The 20,358-nt window shown below is 44.1% G+C and carries 13 protein-coding genes; 11 read left to right on the top strand and 2 right to left on the bottom strand.

Annotated features, from left to right (window positions below; all coding sequences use genetic code 11):
* Positions 1-76 precede the first annotated feature (76 nt).
* Both CLV98_RS19135 and CLV98_RS19130 read left to right on the top strand, forming a co-directional pair.
* On the top strand, positions 77-2,431 hold the full coding sequence (locus CLV98_RS19135; protein WP_109676985.1) for a glycoside hydrolase family 95 protein: 2,355 nt from the start codon (positions 77-79) through the stop codon (positions 2,429-2,431).
* 66 nt (positions 2,432-2,497) lie between these two features.
* The gene (locus tag CLV98_RS19130) at positions 2,498-3,415 is read left to right on the top strand and encodes a DUF5996 family protein (protein WP_109676983.1); all 918 of its coding nucleotides are present in this window, start codon (positions 2,498-2,500) and stop codon (positions 3,413-3,415) included.
* A 246-nt stretch (positions 3,416-3,661) separates the two neighbouring features.
* Here the strand turns inward: CLV98_RS19130 and CLV98_RS19125 are convergent, their stop codons facing one another.
* Positions 3,662-4,270 carry a sigma-70 family RNA polymerase sigma factor gene (locus CLV98_RS19125; RefSeq protein ID WP_109676981.1) on the bottom strand — a complete coding sequence of 203 codons (609 nt, stop codon included), beginning with the start codon at positions 4,268-4,270 and terminating at the stop codon, positions 3,662-3,664.
* Positions 4,271-4,412: 142 nt separating this feature from the next.
* Here CLV98_RS19125 and CLV98_RS19120 point away from each other — a divergent pair, with 142 nt between their 5' ends.
* The 6 genes from CLV98_RS19120 to CLV98_RS19095 all read left to right on the top strand — a co-directional run bounded on the left by CLV98_RS19120 (position 4,413) and on the right by CLV98_RS19095 (position 14,269).
* Positions 4,413-5,435 (top strand): FecR family protein, encoded by a 1,023-nt coding sequence (locus CLV98_RS19120; RefSeq protein WP_109676979.1) that lies wholly within the window; start codon positions 4,413-4,415, stop codon positions 5,433-5,435.
* 261 nt (positions 5,436-5,696) lie between these two features.
* Complete coding sequence (locus CLV98_RS19115; RefSeq protein WP_158281295.1) at positions 5,697-9,137, top strand: SusC/RagA family TonB-linked outer membrane protein; 3,441 nt, start codon at positions 5,697-5,699, stop codon at positions 9,135-9,137.
* A gap of 20 nt (positions 9,138-9,157) precedes the next feature.
* Positions 9,158-10,843: a RagB/SusD family nutrient uptake outer membrane protein gene (locus tag CLV98_RS19110; RefSeq protein WP_109676975.1), complete on the top strand. Its 1,686-nt coding sequence runs from the start codon at positions 9,158-9,160 to the stop codon at positions 10,841-10,843.
* A gap of 43 nt (positions 10,844-10,886) precedes the next feature.
* Positions 10,887-12,398, top strand: a complete 1,512-nt coding sequence (locus CLV98_RS19105; RefSeq protein WP_109676973.1) for a glycoside hydrolase family 88 protein — start codon at positions 10,887-10,889, stop codon at positions 12,396-12,398.
* 443 nt (positions 12,399-12,841) lie between these two features.
* A complete protein-coding gene (locus tag CLV98_RS19100) occupies positions 12,842-13,666 on the top strand; it encodes a metallophosphoesterase family protein (RefSeq protein WP_109676971.1) in 825 nt (274 codons plus the stop codon).
* A 6-nt stretch (positions 13,667-13,672) separates the two neighbouring features.
* Positions 13,673-14,269: a hypothetical protein gene (locus tag CLV98_RS19095; protein ID WP_109676969.1), complete on the top strand. Its 597-nt coding sequence runs from the start codon at positions 13,673-13,675 to the stop codon at positions 14,267-14,269.
* A 188-nt stretch (positions 14,270-14,457) separates the two neighbouring features.
* Here CLV98_RS19095 and CLV98_RS19090 read toward each other — a convergent pair whose 3' ends face one another.
* A complete protein-coding gene (locus tag CLV98_RS19090; RefSeq protein WP_109677134.1) occupies positions 14,458-16,200 on the bottom strand; it encodes a glycoside hydrolase family 9 protein in 1,743 nt (580 codons plus the stop codon).
* A gap of 1,207 nt (positions 16,201-17,407) precedes the next feature.
* Here CLV98_RS19090 and CLV98_RS19080 point away from each other — a divergent pair.
* The 3 genes from CLV98_RS19080 (at position 17,408) to CLV98_RS19070 (ending at position 20,149) form a co-directional block, all read left to right on the top strand.
* Positions 17,408-18,196, top strand: a complete 789-nt coding sequence (locus CLV98_RS19080) for a helix-turn-helix domain-containing protein (protein WP_158281294.1) — start codon at positions 17,408-17,410, stop codon at positions 18,194-18,196.
* Between the two features lie 184 nt (positions 18,197-18,380).
* Positions 18,381-18,971, top strand: coding sequence for a hypothetical protein (locus CLV98_RS19075; RefSeq protein ID WP_109676963.1), 591 nt, complete (start codon positions 18,381-18,383; stop codon positions 18,969-18,971).
* A complete protein-coding gene (locus CLV98_RS19070; RefSeq protein ID WP_109676961.1) occupies positions 18,968-20,149 on the top strand; it encodes a serine hydrolase domain-containing protein in 1,182 nt (393 codons plus the stop codon). The genes CLV98_RS19075 and CLV98_RS19070 overlap by 4 nt, the downstream gene beginning before the upstream one ends.
* The last annotated feature ends 209 nt before the right edge of the window (positions 20,150-20,358 follow it).

Here is a 20,358-nt window from a genome sequence, read left to right as displayed (position 1 = left end):
TTTTTTCGACAACACCTTATCTTTGAGCCTGGACTATACAGTAAGCCCAGGTAATTTTTACACTATTCTTAGCCCCATGAACCTTAAAACTTTACTAATATTGCTAATGGCCAGCCTTCATCTGACGATTCGGGGAAGTGCACAGCAGGCCCAGGACCTCCAGCTATGGTACCAACAGCCAGCCGAAAAATGGATGACTCAAGCCCTGCCCCTAGGCAATGGGTATCTTGGAGCCATGTTTTTTGGTGGAATCGACAAGGAGAGAATCCAGTTTACTGAGGGAAGCCTTTGGGCTGGAGGAAAAGGAGCCCATCCAGAATACAATTTTGGTATTCGCGAAAATGCAGCAAAAGTCTTGCCTACCATCAGGGCGCTTTTGGCGGAAGGAAAGTATAAGGAAGCCCACCAACTGGCCAATAAAGAACTTACCGGGCAGATTCACCAAACGAAAGGGAAAACTCCTGCCATAGATTTCGGTGCTCAGCAAACCATGGGCGACTTGATGGTAACGGTGAGCAGAAAGGGCGAGGTGGCCGACTATAGCCGCTCACTCGACCTGGCCACTGCAACGGGTAGCGTCCGGTACAAGGTGGGTAAGGACCAATACACCCGCAGCTATTTTGGCAATTATCCATCCAAGGTGATGGTTTATCACTACACCTGCACCAGTCCACAGACCTATACCATAGCCTTTCAGACACCCCACGTTAAGGACCACGAAGCATTCGAAAACCAGGTATATCGCTTTGGTGGACATTTACAAAACAACGGCCAGGCCTTTGAAACTGCCTACCAGATTAGGACCGACGGAAAGCTTTCCTTTAAGGATGGGAGCCTCTCGGTGGCTGACGCTCACTATATGACCATCGCCCATACCGCCGCCACCGAATATCGCTTACAATTTCCGGACTATAAAGGCCACGATTACCAAAAGGACAACCAGATGACGATGGCTGGAATTCGGAATAAGGACTTCAAGAAATTACAAAAAGAGGCGCTGACCGACTACCAATCCTTATTTGACAGGGTGCAGTTTAGCCTATCTAACGGCCCCCAGTCCAATGCCCTCCCTACCGACCAACGGCTGGCAGCCCATTATCAAGGCACTGTCGATTTGGGTCTGGAGCGTCTATACTTCCAATATGGCCGCTACCTGATGATCAGTGGCAGCAGGCCGGGAGCCATATCCATGAACTTACAAGGAAAATGGAACGACAGCACCGACCCACCCTGGGCAGCGGACTTCCATGCCAATATCAACCTGCAGATGATCTATTGGCCTGCCGAAATCACCAACCTCAGTGAATGCCACATCCCCTATCTCGACCTGACGCAGTCGATCGTAGAACCGGGACGCTTGACGGCCAAGCATTTCTTTGGCACCAAAGGCTGGGTTGTCAATACCATGTTAAACGCTTATGGATTTACTTCGCCAGGATGGGAGTTCCCTTGGGGATTTTTCCCTGGTGGTGCCGGTTGGATGAGTCGGCATTTATGGGAGCATTATGCGTTTACAAAGGACAAGGAATTCCTTCAAAAAAAGGCCTATCCCATCCTAAAAGAAGCCTCGCTGTTCTGGATGGACTATCTTACCAAGGATGCTCAGGGGTATTTAATATCCTCACCGTCCTATTCTCCCGAGCATGGGGGAATCTCTATGGGAGCTACTATGGATCATCAGATTGCCTGGGATTTGCTTTCGAACACCTATAAGGCCACGCAAATTCTAAATACCGATGCAGCGTTTGCCGCCCAAATTAAGGAGGTTAAGGATCGGATTCAACCCAACCAGATCGGGAGCTGGGGCCAGCTCCAAGAATGGAAAGAAGACAAGGACGACTCCACCAGTCGCCACCGCCACGTCTCCCATTTATATGGACTTTACCCTGGCTACCAGATATCGCCAAACAGCAGTCCCGACTTAGCCCAAGCGGCCAAGGTGACGCTCAATGCCCGCGGTGATGAAGGAACGGGATGGTCGTTGGCATGGAAAATAAATTTCTGGTCGCGACTGCTCGACGGCGACAGGGCCTACCAGCTCTTCCACAACCTCCTAAAACCGGTCGACCAGGCAGGTGTAAACATGTCGAATGGAGGAGGTTCCTATGCTAACTTATTGTGTGCTCATCCTCCATTTCAGCTTGACGGCAACATGGGGGCTACGGCGGGTATAGCTGAGATGTTGCTACAATCGCATAACGAGGTCATCCATCTACTACCGGCTCTGCCCAGCGCCTGGCCCGACGGCGAGATGAAAGGCCTGAAAGCAAGGGGGAATGTGACTGTGGATCAGAAATGGGAAGACGGCCAACTCGTGCAGGTAAGGCTAGTAGCCCAGGAAACCGGCACTTATACCATCCAATATAAAGCCCTTGTTAAAGAGATTAGGCTAACCAAAAACAAGGCCATAACACTAGGAAAGGAGCTGTAAAATGCGTATCGTTGTAAGAGGATAAAACCTTCATTATCAATATTGTACCATTAAAAAAATAGGATTATGAAACTACCATATCTTGCTTACGAGTCCTGGAAGGACACTAAGATGACCTTGCACCTGATTATGCAGATCATCGGAAAAATAAGGCTGCATGCCGCTCCAAGAAAAAACCATTGGTGGTATATCACCGAATACGTGACCTCCAATGGTTTTTCTACGGCCCCGATACCTATGGCTGATGGACTTAATACCTTTGAAATCACCCTGAATGTCCACAGAAAAACCGTTCACTTCGAAAATAGCAAGGGCGAGCGCCACGAGATCTCCCTAGTGGATGGCTATACGGTAAGTAGCTTTTATAAAGACAGCCTTGCCATCTTGAGCTCATGGGGAGAAGAACCCAAGTTTGTCAACAAGCCGTTGGATTTGGGGATCGATAAGCCCTTCAAGGAAATCACCGAATACCATCATTACGATTGGACGGCCATTCATACCTTTTGGCAGATGATGCTGTGGAACGACCGCATACTTAAAGAGTTTAGCGGACGCTTTTACGGCAAGACCTGCCCCGTGCATATCTATTGGCACCACCTGGACCTTACCGTCACCCGATTCTCGGGCCGAAAAGCACCAGCCGCCAATCCGAAAGCGAGCGCACTCGAAAAAGATGCCTACTCCCATGAAGTAATTAGTTTTGGCTTCTGGGCCGGTGATGACAACCTGCCAGAACCCGCTTATTATTCCTATACCTTCCCTTCCCCAAAAGGCTTGGAAGAAGAACCCTTACTACCCGACACCGCCTTGTGGACCGACGCCAACGGTAGCCCCATGGCCATTTTAAAATACCAAGACGTAGTCTCGAGCTCCGATCCCGCCAAAACGGTATTGGACTTTCTTGAGAGTGCTTACCAAGCCGGTGCCAAACGGGCCAATTGGGATGTGGAAGGACTGAAGGTCTTGGCATTGGACCAATTATAGGTAGCCTGCCGCTTTATCTCAGTTAAATGCGAATGACTTAATTTTCGCTGCCCTACATGCAGCCAAATAGCCGCTTCGATGAGCAGCTGTTTGGGGGCCTACCAAAAAACTGCATGGTTCTGGTATACAGATTAATGGTTTTGTAAATATAGTTGAGAGGTTGGTGGTGCTAGGTCTGGTATCTATTATGGTTTGATCACTGTCAGGCCATTAGTATTTGGATCGATTAAACAAAACTGGTGATTTTTAGCCCATCAAAAGGGCAATCAGTATGGTCGACAACTCGCCCATTTTAACCTTTAAGATTCTTATACTTTTGGTAATATGAAATTCTACCGTTTTCTCGGCAAGTCCCAAAAGTTGGGCGATTTCCTTATTGGGTAAGCCGCTTCGACTAAGTTCAAAAACGGCCTTACTTTTCTCAGGGAGCATTTCCAATGCCGTATTGTATTTCTTTTGAACCTCTTCAAACAATATCCAATCGTCCACCAAGTTGGCCGATTGCCGTATTAATATTTCTGGATTGAGTTCTTCTATGGAAGATGCTTTCCGATACATTTCTTTCCTATGCTGAGAAATGATCCTATTCTTAAGGGCCGCAAACAAATAAATAGGAAGCGATTTTTCTATTCTAATATCTTGGCGATGAACCCATAACGACACGAAAAGGTCCTGGACTAGATCTTCAGCAAGGATGGAATTCCCTAGCTTCAAGCATGCTTGGGCATGTAATCTTTCTGCATATCGTCGATGCAATTCCGCGAAGGCCTCTTGATTGTCATCTTCCCTGACCATTTGCCATAAAGTAGAATCGCCTGTCTTGCTAAATGCACCGTATCGATATTTGTATTCCATATTTTAATAAACCGTTTGAAATCAAAGTTAGCGGATCTAAACAAAAAAATTCATAAAATATCTTTCTATTCCACAAGGGTTCGTCAATTCCCATGCGTCCTTATAATAGCGCACCTTAAATATACCACCAGAGAAAGAACCTATGAGGGAAGAGAAATTAACCCCAGAATTACTGAAACGTTTCCTTGAAGGCCAGGCCACGGAAGAAGAAAGATTGTTAGTTGAAACTTGGTATCAGGAAACCAACTTTACAGAATCCGAGGGTACCCCATTCAACCAAGAAGCACATTTATTAAGGATAAGGGAGAAGATAAACACCACAACTGGAGAGTTTTTAGACTTGGACTCTAGTCCTATGCCAGTTAGGTTATGGAGACAAGCACAACGATATGTTGCAGTAGCTTTAATCCTCCTCATTGGTGGATTGGGCCTCTATTACGTTAGCGAATTGAGCCAACCTACCACTTCGTCAATAGCTAGCCTAGTTATCAAAAATTCAGAAAAAAAAGTAGCCAAACACACCCTACCCGATGGAACTTCCATTTGGCTTAACCCAGAGGCTAGTCTGAGTTATTATCCTGAGTCATTTATGGGAGACCACCGCAATGTCACCCTAGAAGGGGAGGCATTTTTCGATGTATCGAAGGATGCTTCTAGGCCTTTTATAATTAACTCTAAAGAAATTGTGATCAAAGTACTCGGTACCAGTTTTAATGTAAGAGCTATTTCAGGACAAGAAAACTATGCTGTTTCAGTGGTAAGTGGCAAGGTAGAAGTCGCTTCTGTAAAAGAAGCGGACAAGAACGTAACCTTGTTGGCCGAAGAGGAGGCTGTTTTTGAAGTAGCAACGGGCTCCCTGCTGACTAGTCGGATCCCCGATAAAAACCAACCGAACGCTCCATGGCAACCCGTTTCATTGGCATTTGAGGACACCCCCTTAAAAGATGTAGCCCAACAACTAGAAAAAAGATTTGGAATAACGGTCCAATTGGCCCACGAGGGGCTTAATAAATGTTTGGTGACAGCCAATTTTGACCAGAACAGACTTTCAGAAGTTTTGGAAACGATTACACAAATGCTTGGAGCTACCTATGAAATAAACGCATCGGTGGTAACTATCAGCGGTGAAGGATGTACCAACCCGGGCCCTGGCACCCATCAATAATCCACTTGATCCATAACCATGCCGCTAACTTGGCCTGAATAATCAATTATTGTATCACTTATAAACTATAATTCAATGAAGTAAAGAGACGAATTAAACTTATTTGAATTTGGCGCTTAAAAAAATCAGAGGTGATGGCGTCACCCCTGATCTCCAAATAAGCTCCCAAAGTCACCGATAAGGCAACAAAGATTTCTTATTGTATTTAACTAACTCAAACCTATGCAATTTTTATTAAAAAGCAATACGGCATACAGAATTATGCGGTTATCAATCCTACAAATCCTGCTGGCAGGAACAGTGGCCTTAGCGTCCAGTGTTCACAAAAGCGATGCGCAAGACTTGCTAAAGCAACAAATTACGCTTCGGTTGAACAATGTGACGCTTCAAGAGGCTTTGACCGAAATTGAAGCACTTACTCAGGTTAAGTTTGCCTATAGTAAAAGCAGAATTCAGCTAAAAGAAACGGTCAATATCCATGCGAAGGAGAAGTACCTTTCGTCGGTTTTGACTGAGCTACTGACTCCGCTTGGCATCGAGTATAAGCTCATGAAAGGCCATATCATGCTGATGCTTACCACTAAGCCCAATACAATTCGCCACCACCCCGATGCTGCGCCAAAACGAGAGGAGGCTACTGTAGCAAGTCCCCTTCAAAACCTTACGGGTATCGTAACCGACATTCATGGGGAAACTTTACCTGGGGTAAGTATTGTGGTGAAAGGTAGCCAACATGGAACTACAACTGATGTAGAAGGCCGATATTCCTTGGAACTCGACACTCCCGATGTAACTATTATATTCTCCTATGTCGGATATATCTCCCAAGAGATTACGGTGGGGGAAAGAACGACCCTAAACGTTACCATGCAAGTCCATTCCAAGGCCTTAGATGAGGTAGTAGTGGTAGGGTATGGTACCAAAATGAAGGGGGCCTTAACAGGAGCCATAACTTCCATAGACCAAAAAGTATTCGAAGCTCGCCCTTTAACGAACACACTAACGGCCCTACAGGGGACCATGCCTGGGGTCACAATCCTGAGAGGTAGTGGACGGCCAGGTAACGACAATTTTTCCCTGCAGATTCGAGGCGTTTCTTCTATAGGCGGGAGTAAGCCTTTAATCTTGGTAGATGGAGTACCAGGCGACCTGAACCTTCTCAACCCGAATGATATCGCTAATATTTCTGTTTTAAAAGATGCAGCAGCATCTATTTATGGTTCGAGAGCTGCCGATGGTGTGGTACTCGTTACGACCAAGAAGGGCACTAGTGGAAAACCAACCATCTCCTATTCCTTAAATGTGGGGATTAAAAAACCACAGTTCTTGAAAAACATGACCAACACCCTCCAGATGACCGAGATGTATGATCAGGGGATGCGTAATATTGGCCAACCGGGTGTTTCTTCAGACGTCTTCGACAAAATAAGAGCCAATGCCGAACCAGACCCAACTGGTGGATGGCTGTGGGTGAATAATCCAGGATTCTACCAATCCACTGATTGGACCAACATCATATACGGTACCGGCATGCAACAAATGCACAACCTCAGTATCATGGGAGGTGGAGAAAATAATAGTTACCTATTTTCGGCTGGCTACAACAAAGATGAAGGCATCATGAATTATGGAGACAACCATTCGGATCGCTATAATCTTCGAATGAATTATGATTTTCAATTGTTCAAAGCCTTACGTTTTGAAACTAGAACGAGCTTCGATTCTAGGACTAATATTGAACCCGTCAATTTGATGTCTGCGACAAGCCTTACTCCTAGAGTTTGGAGTTTTATACCAGTAAAAAATCCACTGGATCAGTACTACCGGTTTAGAGGCTGGGGGAATCCGGTAGAGGCCTTACTGCACGGTAAATATAAATATAACTATTCTAAGCTCTCTACGAATTTTAAAGGAGAGGCACAACTAGCTCAAGGCTTAAAATTAGTCGCCCAAATGGGGATTACCTTGGGCTTTGGAGATACGTTTTCATCCTACCCCACCTACACCAGTCATAATTGGGAGGGCGGCGTAGAAAGCATCGTTAATAATCCCAATCGGGCTTTTTACGACAACAGCAAAAATGTATATGGGCTCTATAACGCCTACTTAGAGTACGACAAGGCCATAGGCAGGAAACACCATTTGAATATAATGGCCGGATCTTCACATGAAGAAAATGGGAATAACGGCCAGTCGGCTGGGGGATATAATTTTGCCAGCAACGACCTCTTTACGCTGAACCTCGCCGACAAAACAAGGGCGGAATACATCAGCACGAATGGATATGAAACGGAGTGGTCTCTAAGGTCTTATTTCGGTAGGTTAGGTTACTCATTCGACCGAAAATATTATGTAGATTTCACCACTAGAATAGATGGTAGTTCAAAATTTGCCCCTGGCAAAAGATGGAGTGCTGTGTTCCCCGCAGCTTCGGTATCCTGGAATCTATCGCAAGAGGAGTTTATGAAGTCCGCCACATGGATGCAGCTTGCCAAGTTCAGGGCCTCGTGGGGCCATACCGGGAACCAAGAGCTAAGTTTCGGCAACTACGATTACATTCCGTTGGTATCTATTCAAGGATTATACCCTATAGGCACGCCCAATACAGGCCTTTCAGGAGCGGTATCTTCCATAGCATCGGCCAACCGGACCTGGGAAACGGTCAAGAACACCAATATAGGTTTCGATTTCGCTGTATTTAACTCTAGGCTTTCTGGCTCCATCGATTATTTTATTAAGGTTAACGATAAAATGTTAGTCCGGGACGAATTGCCAGCGCTTTTGGGTGGTACCGCACCAACTCAAAACATCGGAAAATTGCGCACTCACGGATGGGATCTATCTCTAAACTGGTCGGACCGCCTAGGAGATTTTAAGTACAGCATCACCGCTATGGTGAGCGACAATAAAAACAAGTTGGTTGAGCTAAAAGGGAATAGTACTTACTCCGAAGGACTCGTCCATTTGCGGCAGGGATACTCCCTAAACTCCTATTTCGGCTATGTAGATGACGGCATTATCAGCAACGAAACACAGCTTGCGGAATACAAAAAAATCGGGAATACACCAACCCAGTTGGGCATTGGGGACATGATGTATAGGGACGTCGACGGGGATGGTAAAATTACCGCCTTTGGCGATCCCGCCGCAGGAACTACTGGTGATATGCAATATCTGGGTAACCTTATGCCTCGTTACAACTACTCCTCCAATATCAGCTTATCCTATAAGAATTTCGATTTCACCATGTTCTTCCAAGGTATAGGAAAACGGGAGGGCATCCGTTACGGCGATTTCTCGGCTCCCTTTCGGGTTTGGTGGTATCAACCTTTGGAGTATTTCTACGGAAAAACCTGGTCGGCCGACAATGTAGACGCCCCCTACCCAAGGATCATACCCGGTGGCAAAGGCTACGACGTGCTTAGAGACTGGAACTGGTCGAGAGCCTCCAATCGACGTATGAATAATTTGGCCTATTTACGTATGAAGACGGTTTCTCTCGCCTATAACATCCCTAAAGAGCTATGTGCCAAGGTAAAGATGCAAAGTGCTAAAATTTATTTTAGTGGCCAAGATCTACTGACCTTCTCCAAGGGTACCTGGAATAAATCCTTTGATCCTGAAGAAACCTGGGAACGTAATGACGAACAAACCTATCCATTCACATCCGTAATTTCCTTTGGTTTGGATATCAAATTTTAATTCCTAAACTTGAAAATATCATGAAATATATATTTGTTAAATCCCTCGTAGTATCCTTGCTTATTATATGTGGATGTACAAAAAATCTGGATCTCGCCCCTCAAGATACCATCTCAGATGCTACCTTTTGGAGAACGGCCGATGAGTTCAAGTTGGCAGCAAACAATCTCTACCTTTCCTTACCAGTCTTTAACCGCGATGATCTGGAATCGGATATAGCTTTTGAAGTCCCTAACGCCATTAGCAATGGCACCTACCAACTAACAGAAACGGCATCCAGCTGGAACACGCCGTACATTTACATACGTCGCTGCAATAATATCATAGGAAAAGCCGCTCAATTGGAAAAGGGTGCAGATGCTTCAATCCCACAGTATGTTGCTGAAGCTCGTTTTTTTAGAGCATTTAACTACTGGCAGCTATTTCGTATGTACGGTGGCGTTCCTATTGTCGACGAGGTACTCGATATTGCCAGTGACGCACTCTATTCAACTAGAGCAGATAGAAAAACCACGGTTGACTTTATTATTAATGATCTGCAGGAAGCAGCCAATAACTTACCTGAACAAAAAAACCTAGCTGCTTCTGACAATGGTCGTATCACGAAAGGGGCCGCCTTAGCCTTACTCGCCAGGGTAGCCCTATTTGAAGGTACTTGGGGGAAGAGTCGTGGCAACACCTCTGCCACTCAATATTTAGATCAGGCTATTGAAAACGCCAAATTGGTGATGGAAAGCAATCAATACAGCTTGTTTAGTGCAAAAGGAAAGGATAGTTACCGTTATTTGTTTATTGAAGAAGGGGATGACGCCTCCGAAAATATTTTGGCCCGTCGCTACCAGAGGGACATAGTCTCCCATGGATATCCCTTTAGCATTGATAGAACTTGCTATTTGCCCACCAAAAAACTGGCCGATATGTATTTATGTAGCGACGGTTTGCCCATTACAAAATCTACCATGTTTGAAGGGTACGGAAGTATGCGTGCTGAATATCAAAACCGCGATCCACGTATGACGATGACCATGGTGATACCGGAGAATAAAATCCTCAGACCCTTCCATCCCATCGAGCCCGTTGCTAACTATCCTTTCTATCCTCAAAAAAATGGAAATACGGGGTATATCACTTACAAATATATGTCTGAAAGTGCCTTTGGAAATAATGCTGGTGATAATGGACAAAGTCATGATTATGACCATAGACTGATCCGCTATGCCGAGGTACTGCTAATTTATGCCGAAGCACTATTTGAAAAAAATGGGGAGATCAGTGATGCGGATCTTGACAAATCTATTAATCTTATTAGAGCACGTGTGAGTATGCCTTCGGTAACTAATGCTTTTATAGAAAACAATAATTTAAACATGCGGGAGGAAATTAGGAGGGAACGCTCCATTGAACTGGCTTTGGAAGGCTTTAGATATGATGATCTAAGACGATGGAAAACTGCTGAAACAGAGCTCCCAAACGCTATTAAAGGGATCAATATAAAAATTTCGGCCTGGCAAGTCCCAACCCTTCCTGGGGGTATCAGAAATCCGTATTCCGACGAAACATGGCAAAAAAATACCGACGAAAATGGTTTTATTATCTGTGAAAACGCCGACGCCCGGACTTTCGACCCTAACCGACATTATCTAAGGCCATTACCTACCAGGGAGATTTTGATCAATCCGTCCTTACAGCAAAATCCTGGCTGGTAACCCCCACTTGCAATATCACTATTCCTAAATAAGCAATTTTAATATGCCTAACCGTAGACAGTTTATGAACCAACTCGGCGCCTCTGCTTTGGTGCTGCCGATGATTACCCAAGATTCCTTTCTAAATTCAGCCTTTAAAAAGGACTCCTTTTCTTATGAACCCTTATTACCCCAACAACCCACTCCACTGCCCGTTCCGGAGGGCATGCGAATCCCCCTAGGTTTGGATTATTATACCCTAGCCCCCACCGGTGATGGCTTGACCCTAAACGTTGGAAAAGGGAAGAAAAACCCGAAAGGGACGGTTTATTTACGATTGCAACTCGCCCTGGACACCCGGGAAAAGGATGAAGTAGAGATTTTCCTCGGAAAATCAGGGCGAAAAATTGGCCAGTCGAGCATATGGTATGCGACTGCCTTGCAGCTTTTTGAAACGAAGCTAGACGCCACCTATTCCGAAATAAGCCAGGAAGGCATCCACCTCAAAATGCTAAACGGAATCAAGCCCATGTATATACTGGCCACCTCGGCCGACAATGGCTCTCATCTGTTGGTTAGCAAAATAGAGTCGATGCCCACTAATGCGAGCAGCTCCGTGCTGTATTCGCAGCGCTCGGTTCAGCCCTTTGGCTGGCTAGAGGGATGTGTGCTCGACGGCCTCCAGGAGTTATACAAACGCAAAAATGATAAAAAAGCCCTCGAAGCCATTCGCATGCACCTTCGGCTATTTTTGAAGCCCGATGGAGGGTTCATTTACGAGGATCCTTACGGCCGGATCTCCGACAATAAGTTCAACAACCTCGAGGCTGGACTGCCCTTCGCCATTAGCGCACAGCACTTACCAGATCATCCCTCATTTGGCTTATTCCTAAAATACTGCAAGACTCGGATTGGCGATAATAATACCGTTAAGAGCAATTCACTTACTGCCGAAGGCTGCTATACCATTGCCTATCCATTGGCCACTATTGCCCGGGATTTACGTCAACCCGAATGGTTCGAATACGCTCTGATAGAGCTAGAGGACCGCATCGAAACCCTGACCGATTCGGGGGCGGTATATACCAGAGCCTGGAAAGACAAAGGATTGAAGACCTATCGGAATTGGGGACGCGGCTATACTTGGTTTATGCTAGGGCTCATTCGTACCGCCGAAATCCTTCAGAATGATAGCCCTTTTAAGAATGACAGCCGCATCAAGCATTTGAAGGAAGTATACGTCTATTATGCGCAGCTGGCCCTTAAGAACCAACAGGCCGACCATAGCTGGCGGGCTTATCTGGACCTGGAGGAAACGGGCTACGACTGTTCGGCCACGGCAGGCTTAGGCGCCATGCTCGCCCATGGCCACCGAATGGGCTGGCTAACAGGCTTCTCTAACACCCAGCTGAAGCAGATTCAAGGTCGGCTATCCCAAAGCCTGACTCCAGATGGATTCCTAAAGGATATATGTCAGCAAAATGCAGCAGGCGAGGAACTCCAAAAGAGCGAGTATAGGGTAATAGCCCAGTACGTACTGGGACTGAAAGCCCATATCGACGCCCATATTTCGTAAAGCCATTTACGTGTAATCCTTTGGTAGATCAACGCCACTTTAGTTCGTTGGCCTGATACCTTTTTCCCGCAGACTCCCATAGGGACCATCTGCGGGTTTTTTTTATCATTACATCCCCATGTGATAATGGTGTTGCTTGAAAATTTAAGACTGATTAATCCCGCAAGTCCCCTGCGATAGAACCCATAATGCATTATAACTAAAAAAAAGACAATTCATGCATATGGCCTGAACAAGGTGGGTACCTTTAGCCGAATGCCCTCGAAACGATCAACTTACGGCTCCTTGATATCCCCCTAAACTTTAGCCTCTAAATAAAAAAGCAATAATAGGAACCCAAATAGCCCTATTTTGCATTGTATACGATAATTAATCATGTTCTGGATAAAGTGATAAAATCCACTCTGTACCCATGGTACACTTTAAGCCAACATCAACGTATCATGCAAAAAAATAGCAACAAGTCCTTCGTCATTCATATAATATTGCTATTCCTTGTGGCTGCTAGTTTTTCCTGTGAAGGAATCTTCCAGTTCAATCCCAACCAGATTACCCTGAAGGAAAGCGAAAAAAACCTTAATGCAAAAAATGTTGAACAAATTCATCAACGGACCCCAGGCGACACCCTTCGCTTCATTTTTATGGGCGACACCCAACGCTGGTACGACGAGTCCAGCGATTTTATAAAAAGCGCCAATGCTCAGCCGGGGGTGGACTTTGTGGTTCATGCCGGGGACATATCTGACTTTGGTCTATCCACCGAGTTTAAGTGGATCAACAAAATCATGCAAAAACTAGAAGTACCCTATGTTACCGTAGTGGGAAACCACGACCTGGTCGCCAATGGCCCCATAGTTTACGAGCAAATGTATGGGCCTATGGATTACGCCTTCGAGTTCGGAAATAACAAGTTCATTTTCATTAACACCAATTCCCGTGAGTACCAATTTAATGGACTGGTACCGAATTTGCCTTGGCTCCAATCGGAGCTAAGGGACAACCCCGACAATAAAAACGCCATCATCATGGCCCATGCCCCTCCTTTTGATTCCGATTTTGACCCTAAGCTTCAGGCAAAGTTCACCGATATGCTAGCCCAAGATCCCAATGTCAGATTCACTTTATACGGTCATCAACACACTTTTAAGGACGGAGAGTATTATAATGATGGGGTTCATTATTATGTCACAACGAGCATGGGTGAAAGGGGGTACCTATTGGTAACTTCTTGGAATGATGGTTATAAAGTTGAACGTATTACCTATTAGTATACCATGAAGAATACGCTTATTGCATGCTGCTTGCTCGTATCTATAACAGCTCAGGCCCAACTGTCACAATCTACCGCAGCACTTCGGAAATGGTACATGCCCGACCATATCAAATTTCAATTTGCAGGCAATATTGGTTTTATGGCCGGTGGCCCAGGATACATCTCTCGAAATAAAACCTTAGAGACGGATCTTCTTTTTGGATTTGTACCCAAAATGATCGGAGGAGATGCCTTGATTTCCATCACCGCCAAAACGACTTATTCGCCATGGCGCATAGGCCTGAAAAACGAGAACTATGTCGTCCCATTTTCGACAGGCGCCTATCTTAACTATACCTTCGGTCCGCAATTCGATTCCAAATGGCCCGATTACTACCCCAAGGGCTATTATTGGTGGGCAACCTCATTTAGACCTGGCGCATATATTGGTGGCAAAATAGGAAGGAACACTATAAAACGAAATAAGATAAAAAATCTTGAACTCTACTACGAAATCGGTACCTACGATCTCCTGCTCATTAGCTATGTCTTAAATCCAAAGTTTCTTAAGCCAAGCGATATTCTGAGCCTGTCACTAGGATTAAAGATCGGTTTTTGATGCTCCCTACCTTTGATGGATACCTGACGGGATGTCTCAGGCAACCAAGAATAGGTCTTATGATATGGAACGACGTTATAAAACCGATCCTTACTCTAATTAACAATTAGAAAGTCTACCTGCACCGTTGGCAAATAAGCGGATGGCTAAAATACTTTGACCCATCATATCTTTTTCACTTCTGAAAATCATTTACCGAATATCGCCTCTAAAGCGGCCACCAGATAGACCATAGGGGCATTCCAGTTAATGGCAATTTCGTTGGAAGCATAGGAGCAATAGTCGTCTGTAAAGCTTTCGTCGGGGCTATTGCTGGTATAGGTGGTACACTTATCTTGCTTGCCCGGGTTGGGCCCTCCCGACAGTAGCCCTGGCACGGGCTCTACCACCCCATCGGCGGCGGAAGGCCTGTGATGGGGATGCATCACAGGGTTAGTACCAAAACCGGTCAGAAAGCAATAATTGGTCGCATTCCTGCCCAATAGATAATCCAAGTTACCCAAAGCCGCTTGGGCGTATTTGATATCGTCGGTAAGTTTATAGGCTTGCAGCAAGGCTATACCCTGATTGGCCGCCACCGAATTACTCCCCCAGGAGAAATCCCAGACGCTTTTGCCCATCACCGTTTGGAACGGCTGACGGTCCACATCCTTCAAAAGCTTGTCCGCAAACTGAATAATGGCCTTTCCAGCTTCCGATTTATGCCTTGAGGTGGATTTTAATAGTGCATAATTACTTAAGGCACTCACCTGATTCCAAGAAGGCAGTCGAAGTTCATCGGCATAATTGGCTCTTTTCAGAAACCCGTCTTCTCCCGTACTCACGTAAAGCTCCGTAGCCGCCCAGCTCCATTCATCCTCCACATGACCATCCCCATAAGCCCCAGTGGTAACATCTGGATCAAACTTTTTATTCATCTCTTCTTGAACGTAAAACAGGTCAGGATTCCTCTCCGCCCATTTCCATGCCTTTTTTGAGGCGGCGAGGCACGAATCAGCCAGGCCTGGAAAGTCCTTTTCAAATTTGCTATAAACCCGGTACGACTGGGCCGTTACCGCCGCAAAGTTTAGTGCGGCGGCGGTACTCTTCTCTACCACATACCTGGGCTTGGTAGCCGCCTCGGGCATGATGGTGCCGTCAAAATTGGCGTTGGTAAGCTTATGGTATACCCCCCCATCGGCAGGGTCCTGCATCTGGAGCATCCACCTCAAATTCCAGAGTATTTCGTCCAATATATCAGGAACGGCATTAGCACTTTCCGGTATATTCGTATCGAGCCCTTTACAGAACTCAGGATAATCTTCATAGAGCGACAGTAAGGTTCCCATCGTAATCCCTGAGTTTACAATATACTTATTATAATCGCCGGCGTCATACCAGCCTTGTGGGGCACTCATAACACTTCCTTCCGGTCTGGAACTCGAAATGGCCGAGGCATGAATCGCCACCCTGTCGTCGGGGTGCCCGGCCTGCCGTGCCCACTTCCCTGCATATTGCTCCGGCAAGGCAGTGGAGGCTCGTTGATAGTAAAAACCCTTTAAAGCAGCAGCGGCCACCTCCTGATGGACCCGTTTGTTTATTTTAAAATTAGCCGACTTCGCCCCTCCCACTATTTCTATATAAAATTCACCTTGTTTTTTCAGTCCCGAGAAATCGGCCACCCTGCTTTTCTTTCCAGAAAACTGATTCTCCAGTTCTTTACCCAGCTCCCCTTTCAATGCCACCTTTTTGGTCCTGGCATCTTTGACTACAAACTCAGTTCCCGTTGGATTGACGACAACGGCTACCTTAGGTGCATGGGGATAAAACCCCACCTGATTGAGCCGGATGGAGGTGGATGACTGGGCATAACCCCAGGAGGTCTCTAGTATGAAAATTAGAATTACGAACCTTAGACACACTACTGTCTTATTTCTATTTAAACCACTCATCTCTATCATGCATTAAATGTTTGTTGGCCTTATTTTACAGTTCCATAAAGGAGACCAAGAACTATAAAAACTACTCGGCATTATAAAAAAATGCATCTGCAGTGGACTATTTCTTGCCGACAAATAAATTTTATATCAAATAGAATCGCAACCTTAAAACCCAAAGAGTAACCAGCGTTATTATCTCAAGTTAGGCAGACCCAAACTAACATATTTCTCTCAGCTTTTTTGCATAAAAAATGGAGTAAATATTTTTATATAAAAGGTTGATTAACAATATATTAATATCTAAAAACAAAACTATTCTACAACATAACGATTGAAATTGAATACCGGAATTGAAAACACTTTTTAAATCACCAGGCCTTGTTGCGGATAAGTTCTTTCACTGGCTCTATTTTTTTAAATTTCCAGCTTTGAAAAATTTGGATACGATCAAAAAAACTGGCTATAAAGCGAATTAATTCTTGGTCTTGGATTATTATGATGGCAAAAGTTTTCTTCCTGTACCCTTTTCGCTTCAGGGCGAGAAAGGAACACGGGCAATACAAATACAAGACTTAGTTACCGTAAAATGATGAAACCATATCAGATTCGGTGGAGCATAGAGGCGGTCCGTCACACGGTCTTTTTAAAGAAAGTAAACCATACTTAAATTTAGGAAAAAGCCAACCAAAAGACTTTGGCGGCCAAATACTGTTGATATTAAGAAAACTTTTGAAGACAACGTATCAGGGGGGGCTGAAATAGCTTTCACTAATAATTTGAATAAACTTACATTTGCGTATGACAAACCTTAAAGCCAATTTTAAGACGTCTTGGCAAGTATGGTTTCATGGCCCATTGAATGTTTTGTTAATATTATCGAATCATGATTTTTATCATCGGGATATTTGTATCCATTTTTCTTGCTATACTGCTCTTTTCAAAAAGTGGGAGAAAATTACCCGATCGTATTCTGGCCATATGGTTGCTCATTATTGGGATCCATATTTTCACCTATTATAGTTTTTCCACCGGATTAATCTATCGATACAACTTTTTAATAGGCCTTAATTTCCCATTTCCGTTTCTCCATGGGCCGATATTATACATATATACGCTTTCAATAACTCAACCCGAAAGGCCAAAACTTAAAATATGGCTAGGACACTTTGTGCTGCCGCTGGTTGTCCTTGCCTCTACAGTCTCTTTTCTGCTACTCCCTATGGACCAGAAAATATATGTTTTCCGAAATGAGGGGGAAGGTTATGAAACCTTCCTGTTGTCCATCAATGTCATATTAAGCCTATCGGGACTTACTTATATTTACATTACCAACAAGCTTCTATTGAAGCATAGACATAGAATACTTCAGGAATTCTCTTACAAAGAGAAAATTAATTTGGATTGGCTCCAGTTTTTATTTTTCGGTATGGGTTTAATATGGATCAGCATCATATTGAATTTGAGTGATAACTGGATATTTACCTTAGCGACCCTTTTCGTAATATTTATTGGTTACTTTGGGATCAGCCAATCCAATATATTTAACTATCAACAACCCGAAAACATCGGTTCTGAGAGCGAGATTATCCTCGATGATCAAGGCGATGGCCTTGACACTAAAAGAAAATATGCCAAATCCGGCTTGACCAAAAGCTCATCAGAAGACCTACACCATCGATTAACATTGCTTATGAGGCAGCACCGATTATATCGGGAACCGGGGTTAACCTTAGTTGAATTAGCCAACCGATTGGATATACATCCTAACTACCTTTCGCAGGTCATCAATGAAATAGAAAAAAACAACTTTTACGATTATATCAATGGCCTTCGAATCGAAGAATTTAAGAAAGAAATTATTAAAGCCGAGAACAAAAAGTACACCTTGATTTATGTGGCCTTCGACTGCGGTTTCAATTCCAAATCGGCATTCAATAGATACTTTAAAAAGATTGAAGGGCAATCGCCAACCGAATTTCTAAAATCATACGAAAATGAAAACCTTTAGCTCAAAATGAAGGTTTTCTTCCGTCCCACTTTACAGGGAAACTAACTTCTCCTAATGCTTATTCATTTATAACTTCATTATTATCAACTGATTACCAAAAAAATAGTACCGTCTTTCAAGCTAGGTCTTTCGATCGGCTCGTTCGGTGCATATTTGCAGTTCAAACTAATGAATTTATAAATCCATGCACGTTTCACTTAATTCTGGTCCGGGTATCCCAAAATTACTCCTCCTTTTACTGCTACCATTATGCAGCCAGGCGCAAAAAAACCTGAAAGTATCCTTCACCAATGAAGCCATAAGCCTGCCCACAATAAAGGCACTACAAACGCCCATTCATCCAGGGATAAAAGTGGGTAGTGATTTTATTGTTAAAGGAAAAAACAATTGGAAACAAACCGTAGGGGCTGATCTGTCATTTTTCCACCACCGCCTCTCAGAAAATGCACTAATGTTGGACGCCACCTACGCCATTGGGTATAAATTTCGCTTCGGTTTACAGCCAAAATTCTTGTCGTCTCTGGGCTATAAGCATTCCCTCCCCGTAAGTGAAGTTTACAAATTGGATAATGGGGTTTATAAAAAAGCCAGCTTTTTCGGAAAGTCGCAGGTTAATGCAAAAATTGGTTTAGGACTAGAATATCCTGTCAACAAAAAACTAAGCATTACGGCCGATTATCAAACTATGGTAGCAATGCCTTATTCTCAAAAATTACCTTTCTCCCTGCATACCTTCCTAAGTATGGGCATCAAAGTAAACTTCAAACAACAATGAGATATAACATGAAAAAAGGACTGTTGAAAACCGGAATCGTAATAAGCATTGTATTGTGCTTTTCCTGTACAAAAATTGACTACCTGGTACCAACCCAAGCTTGTGAAAAAGGTATTCCTAACCATCCTAATGCCAGCAGGTACCAAAAACTAGCCGATGCATTATTGAGCCAAGGGGTAGTTGGCGCTAGTTTGACCATCCTTTCACCGGAAGGCATTTGGAGTGCAGGTATTGGAATGGCCGATTTACAAAACAAAGTAAGCATGACCCCCTGCCATACCTTGCGGATCGGAAGCGTTTCCAAGATATTTTGTGCAACCGCCATTTTGAAACTTCATGACGAAGGAAAGCTAAATATCAATGATAAAGCCAGTAAATACCTGCCCCAGGAATTCACAAAAGGTATTGCCAATGCCGATCAAGCTACAATAAAACAGCTGTTAAACCATACTTCCGGCATTGTAGAATATTCTACAATTTCCAATATCCTACAAATTCTTAACCTTTCGATCGTAAAACATTCAGCAGAAGAAAATTTGCGTTCAATATTCGGCAAAAAGGCTAATTTTAACGTGGGAAAAAAGGACGAATATTCCAACTCAAATTTTTTATTACTTTCTCTGATCATTAAAGCAGTTGGAAAAATGGAAGCTTACGAATATATCACCAAAAATTTACTCCTACCAAATGGCATCACTGACGTTTATGCAAGTACTATAATCCCTACTTCCTTGTCAAGAGCCTATTACGACAATTATGATAATGGTATAATGATGGATAGAACCGAAATAGAAAACAATGCCGTGGGTGGTTCGGATATGTTAGACGGAGGGATGATTGCCAATTCTTATGATTTAGCCCTATTTCATGAAAAGTTAATGACTGGAAAAATCCTATCTGAAAATTTCATGGCTGAATTATATTCTTTCAATCCAGTTACTCAAGATTTGGGCGACGAACTTAGCCATTTAAAAGGATATAGCCTGGGGTTGATGAAACTTGAAACAAATTATGGAATAGCCATCGGTCATTATGGCACTGTTCAAAGTTTTAACGGAATGGTGTACTATTTTCCTCAACAGCAAGTGACCATGGCCTTAATTCGAAACGCCGATTCGGCCAAAATCAAGAAATTTGCCGAGAGTAAGGAAATATTCGACTTCCTTTTTGAGGAGTAAGCAAGCCACTTCCAACTTATTGGACCACTCCTTGTAACCTAAAAAATTAAATCAGTGGTCCAATAATGCTGGCAATATCTATAAGCCTATGTGAGCAAGGGCACCTCTTTTGTTGCGGACAAGTATCACGCCCTGTGGCAAGGCTGACAGGGTAAAATATCCCCTGCGAAATACGACAATACTGGGGGCTAAAGGGTCATCAGAAATGA

This window comes from Dyadobacter jejuensis, from assembly GCF_003149085.1.
In the GTDB taxonomy this organism is placed as follows: Bacteria; Bacteroidota; Bacteroidia; order Cytophagales; family Spirosomataceae; genus Dyadobacter; species Dyadobacter jejuensis.
Note: the sequence above shows the minus strand (reverse complement) of the source record. Positions and strands in the feature narration are given on the sequence as shown.